Annotated in this window: 15 protein-coding genes and 5 tRNA genes; 4 read left to right on the plus strand and 16 right to left on the minus strand. The window is 70.7% G+C overall.

What is annotated here, in order from left to right; all coding sequences use genetic code 11:
* Window positions 1–20 precede the first annotated feature (20 nt).
* Window positions 21–1,022 carry an NAD(P)H-dependent glycerol-3-phosphate dehydrogenase gene (locus FHS39_RS00440; protein ID WP_184345743.1) on the minus strand — a complete coding sequence of 334 codons (1,002 nt, stop codon included), beginning with the start codon at window positions 1,020–1,022 and terminating at the stop codon, window positions 21–23.
* Window positions 1,019–1,780, minus strand: coding sequence for a 1-acyl-sn-glycerol-3-phosphate acyltransferase (locus FHS39_RS00445; RefSeq protein ID WP_184345744.1), 762 nt, complete (start codon window positions 1,778–1,780; stop codon window positions 1,019–1,021). Before FHS39_RS00445 ends, FHS39_RS00440 begins: the two co-directional genes overlap by 4 nt.
* Window positions 1,781–1,953: 173 nt before the next feature.
* Here FHS39_RS00445 and cofC point away from each other — a divergent pair, with 173 nt between their 5' ends.
* Window positions 1,954–2,613 carry a 2-phospho-L-lactate guanylyltransferase gene (gene cofC, locus FHS39_RS00450; RefSeq protein ID WP_184345745.1) on the plus strand — a complete coding sequence of 220 codons (660 nt, stop codon included), beginning with the start codon at window positions 1,954–1,956 and terminating at the stop codon, window positions 2,611–2,613.
* Window positions 2,614–2,622: 9 nt separating this feature from the next.
* On the plus strand, window positions 2,623–2,838 hold the full coding sequence (locus FHS39_RS00455) for a hypothetical protein (RefSeq protein ID WP_184345746.1): 216 nt from the start codon (window positions 2,623–2,625) through the stop codon (window positions 2,836–2,838).
* Between the two features lie 117 nt (window positions 2,839–2,955).
* Here the strand turns inward: FHS39_RS00455 and FHS39_RS00460 are convergent, their stop codons facing one another.
* The 4 genes from FHS39_RS00460 to leuC all read right to left on the minus strand — a co-directional run bounded on the left by FHS39_RS00460 (window position 2,956) and on the right by leuC (window position 6,205).
* Entirely contained in the window at window positions 2,956–3,624 is a 669-nt protein-coding gene (locus FHS39_RS00460) for an HU family DNA-binding protein (protein ID WP_184345747.1), read from the minus strand.
* Window positions 3,625–3,713: 89 nt separating this feature from the next.
* Entirely contained in the window at window positions 3,714–3,992 is a 279-nt protein-coding gene (locus FHS39_RS00465) for an SCO5555 family protein (protein ID WP_045933620.1), read from the minus strand.
* A gap of 180 nt (window positions 3,993–4,172) precedes the next feature.
* Window positions 4,173–4,766, minus strand: a complete 594-nt coding sequence (gene leuD / locus FHS39_RS00470; RefSeq protein ID WP_184345748.1) for a 3-isopropylmalate dehydratase small subunit — start codon at window positions 4,764–4,766, stop codon at window positions 4,173–4,175.
* Window positions 4,767–4,771: 5 nt separating this feature from the next.
* Window positions 4,772–6,205, minus strand: a complete 1,434-nt coding sequence (gene leuC / locus FHS39_RS00475) for a 3-isopropylmalate dehydratase large subunit (protein WP_045933622.1) — start codon at window positions 6,203–6,205, stop codon at window positions 4,772–4,774.
* Window positions 6,206–6,308: 103 nt separating this feature from the next.
* On the opposite strand from leuC, the gene ndgR reads away from it, so the two are divergent.
* On the plus strand, window positions 6,309–7,037 hold the full coding sequence (gene ndgR / locus FHS39_RS00480) for an IclR family transcriptional regulator NdgR (RefSeq protein WP_184345749.1): 729 nt from the start codon (window positions 6,309–6,311) through the stop codon (window positions 7,035–7,037).
* A gap of 30 nt (window positions 7,038–7,067) precedes the next feature.
* On the opposite strand, the gene FHS39_RS00485 is transcribed toward ndgR, so the two are convergent.
* The 10 genes from FHS39_RS00485 to FHS39_RS00530 form a co-directional block, all read right to left on the minus strand.
* Window positions 7,068–8,033 carry an MEDS domain-containing protein gene (locus tag FHS39_RS00485; RefSeq protein WP_184345750.1) on the minus strand — a complete coding sequence of 322 codons (966 nt, stop codon included), beginning with the start codon at window positions 8,031–8,033 and terminating at the stop codon, window positions 7,068–7,070.
* Complete coding sequence (locus tag FHS39_RS00490) at window positions 8,023–8,916, minus strand: MEDS domain-containing protein (RefSeq protein ID WP_184345751.1); 894 nt, start codon at window positions 8,914–8,916, stop codon at window positions 8,023–8,025. Before FHS39_RS00490 ends, FHS39_RS00485 begins: the two co-directional genes overlap by 11 nt.
* An 89-nt stretch (window positions 8,917–9,005) precedes the next feature.
* Window positions 9,006–9,078 (minus strand) — tRNA-Glu (locus tag FHS39_RS00495).
* A gap of 36 nt (window positions 9,079–9,114) precedes the next feature.
* Window positions 9,115–9,186: transfer RNA gene (locus FHS39_RS00500), tRNA-Gln, on the minus strand.
* Between the two features lie 13 nt (window positions 9,187–9,199).
* A tRNA-Glu gene (locus FHS39_RS00505) sits at window positions 9,200–9,272 on the minus strand.
* A gap of 40 nt (window positions 9,273–9,312) precedes the next feature.
* A tRNA-Glu gene (locus FHS39_RS00510) sits at window positions 9,313–9,385 on the minus strand.
* A 62-nt stretch (window positions 9,386–9,447) separates the two neighbouring features.
* Window positions 9,448–9,519: transfer RNA gene (locus tag FHS39_RS00515), tRNA-Gln, on the minus strand.
* 197 nt (window positions 9,520–9,716) lie between these two features.
* Window positions 9,717–11,192: a glutamate--tRNA ligase gene (gltX, locus tag FHS39_RS00520; protein WP_184345752.1), complete on the minus strand. Its 1,476-nt coding sequence runs from the start codon at window positions 11,190–11,192 to the stop codon at window positions 9,717–9,719.
* The gene (locus tag FHS39_RS00525; RefSeq protein WP_184345753.1) at window positions 11,185–11,967 is read right to left on the minus strand and encodes a fumarylacetoacetate hydrolase family protein; all 783 of its coding nucleotides are present in this window, start codon (window positions 11,965–11,967) and stop codon (window positions 11,185–11,187) included. The genes gltX and FHS39_RS00525 overlap by 8 nt, the downstream gene beginning before the upstream one ends.
* Window positions 11,968–12,070: 103 nt before the next feature.
* A complete protein-coding gene (locus FHS39_RS00530) occupies window positions 12,071–12,259 on the minus strand; it encodes a hypothetical protein (protein WP_184346596.1) in 189 nt (62 codons plus the stop codon).
* A 560-nt stretch (window positions 12,260–12,819) separates the two neighbouring features.
* Here FHS39_RS00530 and FHS39_RS00535 point away from each other — a divergent pair.
* Window positions 12,820–15,539: sensor histidine kinase (locus FHS39_RS00535; protein ID WP_425507720.1), on the plus strand; the 2,720-nt coding region annotated here is incomplete at its 3' end.

Raw genomic sequence — 15,539 nt, forward strand, 5'->3', positions numbered from 1 at the left:
ACCTGGTGGCAGGGGATGGGTCAGTGTCGCTCGGCTTTGGCGCTGCGCGCCATCAGTTCCTTGAGGGCGACCATGGGCGGCTTGCCCTCGTGGACGATGCCGACGACGGTCTCGGTGATCGGCATGTCGACATGGTGGCGTCGGGCCAGATCGAGCACGGACTCACAGGACTTGACGCCCTCGGCGGTCTGCTTGGTGACGGCGATGGTCTCGGCGAGGGTCATGCCGCGGCCGAGGTTGGTGCCGAAGGTGTGGTTGCGGGAGAGCGGCGAGGAGCAGGTGGCGACGAGGTCGCCCATGCCGGCCAGGCCCGCGAAGGTGTGCGCGTCGGCGCCCATGGCGAGGCCGAGGCGGGTCGTCTCGGCCAGCCCTCGGGTGATGAGGGAGGCCTTGGCGTTGTCGCCCAGGCCCATGCCGTCGGCGATGCCGACGGCGAGGGCGATGACGTTCTTGACGGCGCCGCCCAGTTCGCAGCCGACGACGTCGGTGTTGGTGTAGGGGCGGAAGTAGGCGGTGTGGCAGGCGGCCTGGAGCCGTTTGGCGACGGTTTCGTCGCGGCAGGCGACGACGGCGGCGGCGGGCTGCCGGGCCGCGATCTCCTTGGCGAGGTTGGGGCCGGTGAGCACGGCGACGCGGTCCGGGCCCACCCCGGCGACCTCTTCGATGACCTCGCTCATGCGCTTGGCGGTGCCGAGTTCGACGCCCTTCATCAGGGAGACGAGCACGGTGTCGGCCGGCAGCAGCGGCGCCCAGGCGGCCAGATTGCCGCGCAGGGTCTGGGACGGGACGGCGAGGACGGTGAATTCCGCGCCGTCCGCGGCCTCGGCGGGGTCGGTGGTGGCCCGCACCGCGGCGGGCAGCTCGACGCCCGGGAGGTAGTCGGGGTTGGTGCGGCCGGTGTTGATGGCGTCCACCAGGGCGGCGCGGCGGCCCCACATGGTCACCTGGCAGCCCGCGTCGGCGAGGACCATCGCGAAGGCGGTGCCCCAGGATCCGGTGCCGTAGACGGCACAGCGTGTCACTTGCTGTCATCCCCTTCGGGAGATCCGGCCTCGCGGCGGGTGGCGGCGCGCGCCTTCTTGAGGTTGTACGGCTCGGCGGGGGCGGGCTCGCCGCGGAGTTCGGCGAGGAGTTCGGTGATGGCCCGCATGATCACGTCGGTGGCTTCGCGGAGCACCTCCGCGGTGGGCTCCCTGTCGTAGAACGCGGAGAGGTCGACGGGCCGGCCGGCCAGCACCTTGAGCGTCTTGCGGGGGAAGAGCCGGAGCTTCTTCTCCTTGGCGTAGGGCGGCATCGCCTCGTTGGCGCCCCACTGGGCGATGGGGATGACGGGGGCGCGGGTGAGCAGGGCGACGCGGGCGGCGCCGGTTTTGCCCTCCATGGGCCACATGTCGGGGTCACGGGTGAGGGTGCCCTCGGGGTAGAAGGCCACGCATTCACCCTTGTTGATGGCGTCGACGGCGGACCGGAAGGCGGTGGCGGCGTCCGCGGACTCGCGGTAGACGGGGATCTGGCCCGTGCCGCGCAGCAGTGCGCCGACGAAGCTGCCCTTGAAGAGGGCGGCCTTGGCGAGAAAGCGGGGGACACGCCCGGTGTTGTACTGGTAGTGGGCGTAGGAGAGCGGGTCGAGATAGGAGTTGTGGTTGACGGCGGTAATGAACCCGCCCTCGGCCGGAATGTGCTCCATTCCCCGCCAGTCCCGCTTGAACAGAACCACGAGCGGCGGTTTCGCCAACACCGCCGTAAAGCGGTACCAGAAGCCGATTCTGTGGCGGGACACTCGGACACCCTTCTCTTGGGACCTGGAAGCTGCTGCGGGTCTGCTGCTCACCCGGGAGCCGGACAAGTGTCGCCCCAGGTACCCGGTCTGTCGAGAACACCGTAACCCCGCGCTCCGTGCGCGGCGGCGGCAGCGGGTGACAATGGGCCCGATACGCAAGAGAGGGGGCGGACGTGGCGTGGACCCTGGTGGTGCCGCTGAAGCCGCTGGCCGCGGCCAAGAGCCGTCTCGCGGGGGGCGCGGCGCAGCTGCCGCGGCCCGCGCTCGCGCTGGCCTTCGCGCTCGACACGGTGGGCGCCGCCCTGGCCTGCCCGTGCGTACGGGATGTGGTGGTCGTCACGGACGACCGCCCGGCGGGAACGCACCTGGCTGCGCTGGGGGCCCGGGTGCTGGCCGAGCCGCCCGGCCGCGGCGGGCTGAACGCCGCACTGGCGCACGGGGCGCAATCCATACGCGGACAATGGCCGAATTCTGCGGTGGCGACGCTCAACGCGGACCTTCCGGCGCTGCGCCCGGCAGAACTCGGGCGGGTGCTCGATTCCGCGGGGGAATTCCCGCGGGCATTTCTCCCGGATGCGGCGGGAATCGGTACGACCCTGCTGGCGGCGGCCCCGGGAATGGAATTGGCTCCGGCGTTCGAGGGCCGTTCGCGCGCCCGGCACCTCGCTTCGGGGGCCCGGGAGATCGTGCTGGCGGGCGTGGATTCCGTGCGCCGGGACGTGGATACGGAAGAGGATTTGCGGGCCGCCCTGGCGCTGGGGGTCGGTCCCCGTACCGCGGCGGCCCTGGGCGGGCCGCGGACCGTCGGCGCGGGGGGTGTGGCGGCCGACTAGGCTGCCGGTATGCAGGCCACCGCGTACACCTACGACCCTCAGACCCGCTCCGGGAGCGTGCTCCTGGACGACGGCACCCCCGTGCCCTTCGACGCGGCGGCCTTCGATGCGGGCGGGCTGCGGCTGCTGCGGCCGGGGCAGCGGGTGCGGATCGAGTTCGCGGAGCCCGCCGAGGGGCCCGTGGCGGACCGTCGCGTGACGCTGGTGACGCTGCAGACGTTCTGAAAAGCCGCCGGCCCTGAAAGCCACTGGAGGAGCGGCCGCAACAGGCCGTGGACGCACCGCGGGCCGGGCTCCCCGAGGGGAGCCCGGCCCGGCGCGTGACGCCGTTCCTCCGCTGCCTTACTTCTTCTTGGCGGCAGTCTTCTTGGCGGTGGTCTTGCGCGCGGTCGTCTTGCGGGCCGGAGCCTTGACCGCAGCAGCCTTCTTGGCGGGGGCGGTCTTCTTCGCCGTGGCCTTCTTGGCGGGAGCGGCCTTCTTCGCGGCCGCCTTCTTCGCGGTCGTCGTGGTGGTGGTGGCCTTCTTCGCCGGCGCCGCCTTCTTGGCGGTGGTCTTCTTCGCCGTGACCTTCTTGGCCGTGGTCTTCGCCGCGGTCGTCTTCTTGACGGCGGCCTTCTTCGCCGTGGCCTTCTTGGCGGTGGCCTTCTTGGCCGCGGCCTTGGCGGTGACCTTGCCGCCCGAAAGGCTGCCCTTGGGCGCCTTCTTGACGGAGACCTCGCCGCCCTTCGGGAGCTTCTTCGAGCCGCTCACCAGGTCCTTGAAGCCCTGACCCGCGCGGAAGCGCGGCACCGAGGTCTTCTTGACCCGGACCCGCTCGCCCGTCTGCGGGTTGCGGGCGTAACGGGCCGGGCGGTCGACCTTCTCGAACGAGCCGAAGCCGGTGACCGAGACCCGGTCGCCTGCGACAACCGCACGGACGATCGCGTCGAGTACCGCGTCGACAGCGTCTGCGGCCTGCTGACGGCCGCCGAGCTTGTCGGCAATCGCTTCAACGAGCTGCGCCTTGTTCACGTCTTCCCCTTCGGAGACATTGGCTGGAATGTGCTCCAGCTTTTTCGCACGTTAGGCAGATATATACCGCAAATCAAACACGAAACGGTCTAATCACCCTTGTGCCGCAACGAACCCGACCCATCACGGAGTTCCGTGGGATCGCGCTCTTCGGGGAAACGGCCCTCGTCAAGGTCGTTCATCAGCCGGTCCAGACGCCTTGCCGCGCCTGAGAGATCGTGCTTCGCCGAGGCCGTGATGGCCAGCAGCTGCCGGGACAGCGCCATCCGTACGCCCTCCGGGACTTGCAGTGCGCGCACCCTTGTGTGCGCTTCCTTCAGTTGGTCGGCGACGAGCCGGTATAGCTCGAGTTGGCTGTCGCGTTCCATGCACCGATTGTGCCATCTGAGGCGAGTTGTCGCTTCACGGGGCCTCAACAATGCGATGCGCCCCCTGTCCGAAGACAGGGGGCGCATCATGCCAAACCCTTGGTGAGCAGCGAAAATCCGGGGTCTCGAAGCGGCTTCCGACACTGGGCCAAATGAGCTCGAAACTACTTCGAATCCACCTCAGATCAGGGCTGTGGAGGGCTTGAACGAAGGCCGCACGGCCTCATAGGCGGCGATATCCGCCTCATGCCGGAGGGTCAGTCCGATGTCGTCCAGCCCCTCCAGCAGACGCCACCGGGCATTCTCGTCAAGCTCGAAACCGGCCGTGATGCCGCCGGCGCGTACCTCGCGGGCCACGAGGTCCACCGTCACCTCGGCCGACGGGTCGGCCTCGGTCAGCTCCCAGAGCGCATCCACGGTCTCCTGCGGCAGGACGACCGTCAGCAGACCGTTCTTCAGCGAATTGCCGCGGAAGATGTCGGCGAAGCGGGAGGAGAGGACGGTCTTGAAGCCGTAGTTCTGCAGCGCCCACACCGCGTGCTCCCGGGAGGATCCGGTGCCGAAGTCGGGCCCGGCCACCAGGACGGAGGCGCCCGCGCGCTCGGGGCGGTTCAGGACGAACTCCGGGTCCTTGCGCCAGGCCTCGAAGAGCCCGTCCTCGAAACCGTCGCGGGTGACCTTCTTCAGCCAGTGCGCGGGGATGATCTGGTCGGTGTCGACGTTGCTGCGGCGCAGCGGGACGGCCCGGCCGGTGTGCGTGGTGAAAGCTTCCATCGGGGTCAGACCTCCACGGGAGTGCGTACGTCGGTGGCCCCGGCCAGATCGGCCGGGGAGGCCAGGTGCCCCAGGACGGCGGTGGCGGCGGCGACCTGCGGCGAGACCAGGTGGGTGCGGCCGCCCTTGCCCTGCCTGCCCTCGAAGTTGCGGTTGGAGGTCGACGCGGAGCGCTCGCCGGGCGCGAGTTGGTCGGGGTTCATCCCCAGGCACATCGAACAGCCCGCGTGCCGCCACTCGGCGCCGGCCGCGGTGAAGACCTTGTCCAGCCCTTCGTCGACGGCCTGCAGCGCCACCCGGACCGACCCGGGGACCACCAGCATCCGTACCCCGTCGGCGACCTTGCGGCCTTCGATGACACCGGCCGCCGCGCGCAGGTCCTCGATCCGGCCGTTGGTGCACGAGCCCACGAAGACGGTGTCCACCCGGATGTCGCGCAGCGCCTGACCTGCCGTCAACCCCATGTATTCCAGCGCCTTTTCGGCGGCGAAGCGCTCCGAGGGGTCCGCGTACGAGGCGGGGTCGGGCACATCCGCCGACAGCGGTGCTCCCTGGCCGGGGTTGGTGCCCCAGGTGACGAAGGGGGAGAGCTCGGAGGCGTCGATGACGACCTCGCGGTCGAAGACGGCGTCGTCGTCGGTGCGCAGGGTGCGCCAGTAGGCGACGGCCGCGTCCCAGTCCTCGCCCTTGGGGGCGTGCGGGCGGTCCTTCAGGTAGGCGAAGGTGGTCTCGTCCGGGGCGATCATGCCCGCTCGGGCGCCCGCCTCGATGGACATGTTGCACACGGTCATCCGGGCTTCCATCGACAGCTTCTCCACGGCCGGCCCGCGGTACTCGATGACGTGGCCCTGGCCGCCGCCGGTGCCGATCCGGGCGATGACGGCGAGGATCAGGTCCTTGGCGGTGACGCCCTCGGGCAGTTCGCCCTCGACGGTGACCGCCATGGTCCTGAAGGGCGCCAGCGGCAGCGTCTGGGTGGCCAGCACGTGCTCGACCTGGCTGGTGCCGATGCCGAACGCGAGCGCGCCGAAGGCGCCGTGCGTGGAGGTGTGGCTGTCGCCGCAGACGACGGTGGTGCCGGGCTGGGTCAGGCCCAGCTGCGGTCCCACTACGTGGACAACGCCCTGCTCGACGTCGCCCAGCGGGTGCAGCCGCACGCCGAACTCGGCGCAGTTGCGGCGCAGGGTCTCCAGCTGGGTGCGGGAGACGGGGTCCGCGATGGGCTTGTCGATGTCGAGGGTGGGGGTGTTGTGGTCCTCGGTGGCGATGGTCAGGTCGAGGCGGCGGACCTTGCGGCCGGCCTTGCGCAGCCCGTCGAAGGCCTGCGGGCTGGTGACCTCGTGGAGCAGGTGCAGGTCGATGAAGAGGAGGTCGGGCTCGCCTTCGGCGCGCGTGACGACGTGGTCGTCCCAGACCTTCTCCGCGAGTGTCCGTCCCATCGCTGTCCCCAATTCGTTGCCAGTGGGTGCTGTGCGTCCAGGTTGGCGGTTCGCCGGGAAAATTGAACTTGCGTTTCACAGTGTGAGACGCAAGTATCGTTGCATGGACAACTCTAGTGGCGCCTCGAGTGGTGTGGGCGTTCTCGACAAGGCGGCTTTGGTGCTGAGCGCTCTGGAGTCGGGTCCGGCGACCCTCGCGGGGCTGGTCACGGCGACGGGGCTGGCGCGGCCGACGGCCCACCGGCTGGCGGTGGCCCTGGAGCACCACCGGATGGTGGCGCGGGACATGCAGGGCCGGTTCATCCTCGGCCCGCGGCTGAGCGAGCTGGCCGCCGCGGCGGGCGAGGACCGCCTGCTGGCCACGGCCGGGCCGGTGCTGACGCATCTGCGCGATGTGACGGGCGAGAGCGCGCAGCTCTACCGGCGCCAAGGCGACATGCGGATCTGTGTGGCCGCGGCCGAGCGGCTGTCCGGCCTGCGGGACACCGTGCCGGTGGGCTCCACGCTGCCGATGAAGGCCGGCTCGGCGGCCCAGGTCCTCATGGCCTGGGAGGAGCCGGAGCGGCTGCACCGCGGCCTGCAGGGGGCCCGCTTCACGGCGACGGCGCTCTCGGGCGTGCGGCGGCGGGGCTGGGCCCAGTCGATCGGCGAGCGGGAGCCCGGGGTCGCCTCGGTCTCGGCGCCGGTGCGGGGGCCGTCCAACCGCGTCGTCGCCGCGGTGTCCGTCTCCGGTCCGATCGAGCGGCTCACCCGGCACCCGGGCCGGATGCACGCCCAGGCGGTCCTGGACGCGGCGGTGCGCCTGACGGAGGCCCTGCGGCGCAACGGCTGACCTGCGGAGGTCTCTCCCCTGTGGCTCGCATCAGGGGAGAAACCCCCGCCCGGCCACCCGCAGCGTGATCCGCGCCCCGTCCCCCGCAGCCTCTGCGTCCAGCGATTCGCTCAGGCTCCGCGCCAGCCAGAGGCCGTCCTCCGGGTCCGGCGCCACCCCGGGGGGACGGAAGCCCGCGAAGGCCGGCAGCGGGCACGCCTGGGCGCTGTGCAGCTCCCAGAGCAGGAAACCCGGCTCCTCCCAGGCCCGCAGCGCCACGCGCGCCCCTGCGGCCAGCAGATACCCCGCGGCCTCGCAGACGGCCAGGACGGCCAGCTCCAGCCGCTCCCCGGTCAGCCCGGCTCCGGCCGCCCGCTCCCGGGCGAACAGCCGCACCGCGGCCACTCGGGCCGTCGGGCCCAGCCGGGCAGCCGCGGCGGGCGCCGGAGCGGCCTGCGGCCCCGTACCCGCCACATAGGCCGCGGGGTCCGCGTAGCCGGGGCAGGGGATCAGCCGCCGCCCGTCCATCCGCCCCGGATGTGTGGCACAGGCCGCCTCCGCCACGTCCGCCGGAACGGCACGGAGGTCGTAGGGGCAGATCATCCACACCGGCAGCCCGGCCAGCAGCACGTTCAGGCCGGACTCCATCCGCTTCCACTCGGCGACCTGCCGGGCGGTCTTCCCGGTCCACACCGGCTCGGCCAGCATCCGCATGCGTCTGCCGGGGCGGGAACGGCTCTCGTGGTAGCGCAGGAACGCGCGGACGCGCTCGACCGGGCGGCGGCCGAAGCCGGCGGTCTCGGCGGTGTCCAGCGCGTACGCCCGCTCCCCCAGCGCGCCCCGCAGCAGCTCGATGCTGGCGGGCGTGACCGCCGCCAGTACGGGCTCCCCCGCCGCCAGCCCGTCCCGGACGAAGGGCACGGCCATGGCCAGGAACTCCGCGTCGCTCCCGTACAGGCAGGCGTGATGGACGAATCCGGCCCCCTCCGCGTCGCCGGGGCCCGCCTCAGTAGGCATGCACAGCCCCCAGCCGCAGGCCTGGCGTCCGGTCCCAGCCGATCAGCGTGATGACCTGCGACAGGTGCGGCAGCAGCCCCACCAGCTCCACGGTGCAGTGCCGGGCCGCACGGGCCCTGGCGAAGGTCATCAGCAGCCGCAGGCCGCCGAGGTCCAGGAACTCCACCCGGGACATCTCCAGCCGGACGTCGCCCCGGACGGCGGCGACCGAGCGCAGGGCGTCCCGCAGGTGGCGCTGGGAGTCGGTGTCGATCACGCCCTCGATCCGCAGGCCCTGGGGCCGGTACGTGCGCACGACGACCAGGTCGGCCGTGCGCACCAGGGGATCGGCCTCGACGCTGCGGGCGTGGGCCGAGGCGAAGGCGTCCAGTGCAGCGGGCTCGCAGCGGCGGATGTCGTACTGGCAGACGGCCAGCGCCTGGCCGGCGCTGAACTCTTCGGCGAGCAGTGTCTCGTACCGCAGCAGGGTGCGGACGTCGTGCTCGTCGCGCAAGGCGGCGCCGAGGTCTCCGGCGACCCGCAGCGCACGGTAGCCCTCCTCCCGCGAGCGCTGCGCGGCGCCGCGCAGCCACCGCATCAGGGCGGCGGGCTCCAAATCGCCGCGCCGGGAGAGGAATTCGGCGAGCCGTACGACCTCGACCCGGCCGGCCAGCCCGCCGGGCACGCTCGTCAGGCGGCAGCGGTCCAACAGGGCGGCGGGGCCGGGCGGGTCCTCCTCGGCGCTGAGGTAGAGGATCTTGTCTTCGGCGTCCAGGCCGCCCAGCACGAAGTCCCGCAGGATCGAGGCCCGCTCCTCGTCCGACCCGAAGAGCAGGCAGGCATGGTCGCCGGGCTGGAGGTCACCGACGTGGACCCGGCGTCGGACGCCGTTGGCATGGACCATGCCCGGAATTATCTCGCCGGGCCCGAGACAGTGGAAGGGCACACGAAAAAATGCCCTTCGCCGAAGCGAAAGGCATTTCTCCTTATTTGTACCCCCGACCGGATTCGAACCGGCGCTACCGCCTTGAGAGGGCGGCGTGCTAGGCCGCTACACAACGGGGGCCTGCTTTTGGTTTGCAGACCTGAAAAGCAATCTGCGCTGGGCTACCAGGACTCGAACCTAGACTAAATGAACCAGAATCACTCGTGCTGCCAATTACACCATAGCCCATGGTGTGAACCAGTACCCCCGACCGGATTCGAACCGGCGCTACCGCCTTGAGAGGGCGGCGTGCTAGGCCGCTACACAACGGGGGCCCTAGCGATTCCCGTCAGGAATCAACCTGTCAGGAACCAGTACCCCCGACCGGATTCGAACCGGCGCTACCGCCTTGAGAGGGCGGCGTGCTAGGCCGCTACACAACGGGGGCTCGCACTGCGCTTCGTACTTTATCAGTACATTTGCGAGAGAATTTCCAGAGAATTTCTCTTGCTGGGGTACCAGGACTCGAACCTAGACTAAGTGAACCAGAATCACTCGTGCTGCCAATTACACCATACCCCACCAGAACTCCACCCCCCGCAAGGGGTCTTGTTCGGCTTGCGCCCTCCGCTCCGGCCTCTCGGCCCTCTCGGGCGGCGCAGGAAGAACATTACCCGAAGGTGGACGGGGCTCCAAAATCGATAGGCCCTTCGCGCAAACGCATGGGGCCCGGCGGCCCTGGCGGGCTGCCGGGCCCCGTGGGGCGTGTGCGCCGGGCGTCAGCCCGCGAGCTTGGCGAGGGCCGCGTCCAGGCGGGCCAGGGTGCGCTCGCGGCCGAGGACCTCAAGGGACTCGAAGAGCGGCAGACCGACCGTACGGCCGGTGACGGCCACGCGGACCGGGGCCTGCGCCTTGCCGAGCTTGAGGCCGTGCTCCTCGCCCGCGGCGACGACGGTGGCCTTCAGGGCGTCGGCGTTCCACTCAGCCTCGGCCAGCTTGGCCCGGGCGGTACGCAGCAGGGCGTCCGAGCCCTCCTTCATGGCCTTGTTCCAGGACGCCTCGTCCTCCACCGGCTCGTCCAGGAACAGGAAGTCGACGTTGGCCGTGATGTCGGACAGGACCGTCAGGCGGGTCTGGGCGTGCGGGGCGATCGCCTCCCAGGCAGCCTGGTCGAAGCTCTCCGGCGCCCAGTTGGCGTGCGGGGCGCGCAGCCAGGGGGTGCAGGCCTCGATGAATGCCTTGGGGTCCAGCCGGCGGATGTGGTCGGCGTTGATCGCCTCGCACTTCTTGAGGTCGAAGCGCGCCGGGTTGGCGTTGACGTCCTTGATGTCGAAGGCGGCGACCATCTCGTCCATCGTGAAGATGTCCTGGTCGGCCGAGAGGGACCAGCCGAGCAGCGAGAGGTAGTTGAGCAGGCCCTCGGGCAGGAAGCCGCGCTCCCGGTAGAGGTTGAGGGACGCCTGCGGGTCGCGCTTGGAGAGCTTCTTGTTGCCCTCGCCCATGACGTAGGGCAGGTGGCCGAAGCTCGGGGTGGTGCCGTTGCCGACGCCGATCTGTGCGAGCGCCCGGTAGAGGGCGATCTGGCGGGGGGTGGAGGAGAGCAGGTCCTCGCCGCGCAGGACGTGCGTGATCTCCATCAGCGCGTCGTCGACGGGGTTGACGAGCGTGTAGAGGGGCGCGCCGTTGGCCCGGACGATGCCGAAGTCCGGCACGTTCTCCGGGGTGAAGGTGAGCTCGCCGCGCACCAGGTCGGTGAAGGTGACGGGCTCATCGGGCATCCGGAAGCGGACGATGGGCTCGCGGCCCTCGCGCTCGTACTGCGCCTTCTGCTCCTCGGTGACCTCGCGGCACGTGCCGTCGTAGCCGGAGGGCTTGCCGGCGGCCCGGGCGGCCTCACGGCGCGCGTCGAGCTCTTCGGTGGTGCAGTAGCAGTGGTACGCGTGGCCGGCGTCCAGCAGCTTGGCGGCGACGTCCTTGTAGAGGTCCATGCGCTGCGACTGGCGGTAGGGCGCGTGCGGGCCGCCGATCTCGGGGCCCTCGTTCCAGTCGAAGCCCAGCCAGCGCATGGCCTGGAGCAGCTGCTCGTACGACTCCTCCGAGTCGCGGGCCGCGTCGGTGTCCTCGATGCGGAAGACGAAGGTGCCGCCGTGGTGCCGGGCGAAGGCCCAGTTGAAGAGGGCGGTGCGGACCAGGCCCACGTGGGGGTTGCCGGTCGGGGAGGGACAGAAACGTACGCGGACGTTCGCGTTAGCCACGCTTGATCACCTTGTTGGTGAGAGTGCCGATGCCTTCGATGGTGACGGCGACCTCGTCGCCGACGTTGAGCGGCCCGACTCCGGCCGGGGTGCCCGTGAGGACGACGTCGCCGGGGAGCAGCGTCATCGCCTCGGTGATGTGGACGATCAGATCCTCGATGGAGCGGACCATCTCGGCGGTGCGGCCGAGCTGGCGCTGTTCGCCGTTGACCGTGCACATGATGCCGAGGTCGGTCGGGTCCAGCTCGGTCTCGATCCAGGGGCCGAGGGGGCAGGAGGTGTCGAAGCCCTTGGCACGGGCCCACTGCTTCTCGCGCTGCTGGACGTCGCGCGCGGTGAGGTCGTTGGCGCAGGTGTAGCCGAGGATGACGTCCTTGACGCGCTCGCGCGGGACCTCGCGGCACATGCGGCCGATGACGACGGCGAGCTCCGCCTCGTAGTGCAGCTCGCTGGAGAAGGAGGGGTAGGCGATCGGGTCGCCGGGGCCGATGACCGAGGTCGACGGCTTGAAGAAGGCGACCGGGATCTCGGGGACCTCGTTGCCCAGCTCCGCGGCGTGCTCGGCGTAGTTGCGGCCGATGCCGACGACCTTGTTGGGCAGCACGGGCGGCAGCAGCCGCACCTTGCTCAGCGGGATCTTCTGCCCCGAGCGCTCGAATTCGGCGAAGGGGTGACCCTTGATGATGTCGAGGACGGGGCCGCCTTCGGTGGAGGCGTCCCCCTCCACGACGCCGAAGGCGACGTTGCCGTCGATGGAGAACCTGGCGATGCGCACGGGTAGCCGATGCCCCTTGTTCTGATTGGCCGGAGTCTGACGCTCCAGGCTATCGCGGGGCCCGCGCGCGGCCCGTGTCTTTATGGGCCGGTTGCGTCAGGGGTCAGTCCTGGGGCACCGCGATGGCGGGCGCGGTCATCAGCACGGTGCGGCGCGGGTTCGCGGTCACCTGCGGCAGCTCGGCGGCGTACTCGAGGGTGTCGGCGACGCGCAGGGCCTCGGCGTCCTTCAGGTGCGCGAGCGTGGTGCGGCGGGGGTTGGCGGTCTTCCGGGACGGCGTCGCCGACTTCACTGTCTTCACTGGAGGTGCCTCGTGTTGGTCGTTATCGCGATGGGTGTAAAGAACCAGGCTAGGCGCGTCTATCCCCTCTCCGGCGCGGGAGAAGTCTCGACTTTCCTGTGAGTTTGCTCACGAATGGATCAAAAATTGCCGCATAACGGGCGGGGTTTGGGGCGCCGCGAAACGGACATTGCAGGGCTGAACCAGACGTTCCGCTCCTGATCATGAAGACTGGGACACGCCGGGACTGTCGCATTCAACCGAGCGACTCATCGCGATAAGTCCGATATGGGGGACCTGATGTTCTACGGTGCGTCATCACATTCCTCACACACGGTCATCACCCTGGAGGTGTGCCCCACCGGCCTTGTTGGGGGATCCGGCACTGTGCTGGAATTCCACGGACCGCCAGGGGGGCACCGCGGTCCCCCCACGACTCGACACCGTCCCTCCGCTCATCCGGCGGGACGCCTGGTCCAGAGGTTGCGACGCTAGTGCAGGGACGTTTCAAGAGGCAGGGCAGCGCTGCGGCGGAGCCGGAGACGCGCGGAGCGACGGACCGCGGCACACCCGTGGACGCACCGAGCGGCGACGAGGCCGCCGCCGAGGCGACGCCGAAAGCGAAGGGCCCCAGCGGGCCGGGCTCACGAATAGCCCTGCGCAACTGGCGCATTAGTACTCGACTGGTCTCCCTGCTCGCCCTCCCCGTCGTCGCCGCGACGACGCTGGGTGCGCTGCGTATCGACAGTTCGCTGCAGAACGTCGACCAGCTCGACCACATGAAGCTCCTCACGGACATGACGAGCAAGGCGACCCAGCTCGCCGACGCGCTCCAGGAGGAGCGCGACTCGTCCGCCGGTCCGCGAGTGCGCGACAACCCCAAGGACGACCAGATCGTCTCGAGTCAGCAGAAGGCCGACCGAGCGATCCAGGCCTTCCGGGAGAGCACCACCCAGGCCAAGCCGGACGACCCGACGATGGTCGGCGTGCAGACCACCCTTGTCGACATCACCAAGCAGCTCGACAAGATCAACGACATTCGCAAGACGGCCTACACCAACCGCGACTACATCTCGCAGACCGTCAGCAACTACAACGCACTGATCGTCTCGCTGCTGTCGCTGTCCCAGGACATGGCCCAGGCCACCAGCAACAGCGACATGATCTCCGCGACGCGTGCGCTGGCGACGTTCTCCTCCGCCAAGGAGTACGCCTCCATCCAGCGAGCCGTCATCAGCGCCGCCCTGGCCAACCCCAAGGGCCCCACGCTGACGGAGAACGACCACCAGTACGGCAAGACGGCGCTGGACAACGAGGAAGAGGCCCTGCGCCGCTTCACCGCCATCCGCGCCGGCGACTCCGCCGAGCTGCTCAAGTCGATCAGCGGCGGCATCCCGGACGTCACCACGGCGAACACCTTCGCCGAGCGGGCTTTCGGCAACACCGACGCCTTCAAGAGCGAGAAGACCACGTACCGCGACTGGTACGACCAGGACACGGTCAAGCTCCAGGAAATGGCCAAGATCGAGGCCACGCTCCTCTCGGAGATGGACCAGAAGGCCCGCGAGCTGCGTGACGAGGCCCAGCAGGAAGCCATCCTCAACGGTGCCCTCATCGTGCTCGTCCTCGGCATCTCCCTGGTCGGCGCCTTCGTCGTGGCCCGCTCCATGGTGCGCTCGCTGCGCCGACTGCAGGACACCGCCCAGAAGGTCGCCCAGGACCGCCTGCCCGAGCTCGTCAAGCAGCTCTCCGAGAGCGACCCGCAGGACGTCGACACGTCCGTGGAGTCCGTCGGTGTGCACAGCCGTGACGAGATCGGCAAGGTGGCCGCGGCCTTCGACGACGTGCACCGCGAGGCCGTCCGCCTCGCCGCCGAGCAGGCCCTTCTGCGAGGCAACGTCAACGCGATGTTCACCAACCTCTCGCGCCGCAGCCAGGGCCTCATCCAGCGTCAGCTGTCCCTGATCTCCGAGCTCGAGAGCCGCGAGGCCGACCCGGACCAGCTGTCCTCGCTGTTCAAGCTTGACCACCTTGCCACCCGTATGCGCCGGAACGGTGAAAACCTCCTGGTCCTCGCGGGTGAAGAGCCCGGTCGCCGGTGGACCCGGCCCGTCCCGCTCGTCGACGTGCTCCGTGCCGCCGCGTCCGAGGTGGAGCAGTACGAGCGCATCGAGCTCAGCGGTGTGCCGCCGACCGAGGTCGCCGGCCGCGTCGTCAACGACCTCGTGCACCTCCTCGCCGAGCTGCTCGAGAACGCGACCTCGTTCTCCTCGCCGCAGACCAAGGTCAAGGTCACCGGTCACGCGCTGCCCGACGGCCGCGTGCTCGTCGAGATCCACGACACCGGCATCGGTCTGTCGCCCGAGGACCTCGCGGCGATCAACGAGCGCCTGGCCTCCCCGCCCACCGTGGACGTCTCCGTCTCCCGGCGCATGGGTCTGTTCGTGGTCGGCCGCCTGTCCCTGCGACACGGCATCCGCATCCAGCTCCGCCCGTCCGACTCGGGCGGCACGACCGCGCTCGTCATGCTGCCGGTCGACGTCGCCCAGGGCGGCAAGAAGCCCGCTCCGGGCGCGGGTGCTCCCGGCGCCCCCGGTGCCGGTGCGCCGAACTCCGGGCTCCCCGCGGGCCAGGGCCAGCAGCGCCGCCAGGTGCCCGGCGGTCCCCGCCCGGCCATCGCGCCGCGCGGCGGTGCCGACGGCAACGGTCTGCCCTCGCGTCCCGCCCCGGGCCCCGGCCCCAGCGGCGGTGCCGCCGCGGGCAGCCTCTTCGACACCTCGCCGCGTGGCAAGGGCGGTGCCCCTGCCGCGGGCGGCCGGCCCGCGCTGCCCGCGCGCGGCAACGGCGGCCCGGCCGTACCGCCGCCGGCTGGCGGCGGCGCGCGCCCGCAGCTGTCCGCACGCGGGGCGTCCGGCCCCGGCGCGGACGACCGCCCGGCGCCGAGCTGGGGCAACGACTCCCGGCCGCCGGCCGCCGGCAAGGGCCGCCAGGCCCCGGTCGACGACTGGCCGCTGCCCTCGAACGGCTCCCAGCGCGGCGGGCAGGACGCACCGCGCGGCCACGAGGACGTCGAGAACACCGGCAACCGCGCCTCGCTGAGCGGCGGCCCGGGCGACACCGCCCAGTTCGCGCCGATCACCGACGCGACCGAGCCGCCGTCCTCCGGGACCGGGCAGTTCGCCCGCCCCGGCGAGGCGCAGAGCACCGGCAAGTTCGAGCTGCCCGCGGGCCCCGGTGACACGGGCCGGTTCGCCCGCCCTGCCAACCGGCAGAGCACCGGCCAGTTCGCGCG

This window comes from Streptomyces olivoverticillatus (assembly GCF_014203555.1).
In the GTDB taxonomy this organism is placed as follows: Bacteria; Actinomycetota; Actinomycetes; order Streptomycetales; family Streptomycetaceae; genus Streptomyces; species Streptomyces olivoverticillatus.

Excerpts from the sequence above, each read along its gene's own strand:
- FHS39_RS00455 (WP_184345746.1), top strand. The coding sequence starts at position 2,623 with ATGCAGGCCACCGCGTACACCTACGACCCTCAGACCCGCTCCGGGAGC.
- FHS39_RS00465 (WP_045933620.1), bottom strand. The coding sequence starts at position 3,992 with ATGGAACGCGACAGCCAACTCGAGCTATACCGGCTCGTCGCCGACCAA.
- leuD (WP_184345748.1), bottom strand. The coding sequence starts at position 4,766 with ATGGAAGCTTTCACCACGCACACCGGCCGGGCCGTCCCGCTGCGCCGC.
- leuC (WP_045933622.1), bottom strand. The coding sequence starts at position 6,205 with ATGGGACGGACACTCGCGGAGAAGGTCTGGGACGACCACGTCGTCACG.
- ndgR (WP_184345749.1), top strand. The coding sequence starts at position 6,309 with ATGGACAACTCTAGTGGCGCCTCGAGTGGTGTGGGCGTTCTCGACAAG.
- FHS39_RS00485 (WP_184345750.1), bottom strand. The coding sequence starts at position 8,033 with ATGCCTACTGAGGCGGGCCCCGGCGACGCGGAGGGGGCCGGATTCGTC.
- FHS39_RS00490 (WP_184345751.1), bottom strand. The coding sequence starts at position 8,916 with ATGGTCCATGCCAACGGCGTCCGACGCCGGGTCCACGTCGGTGACCTC.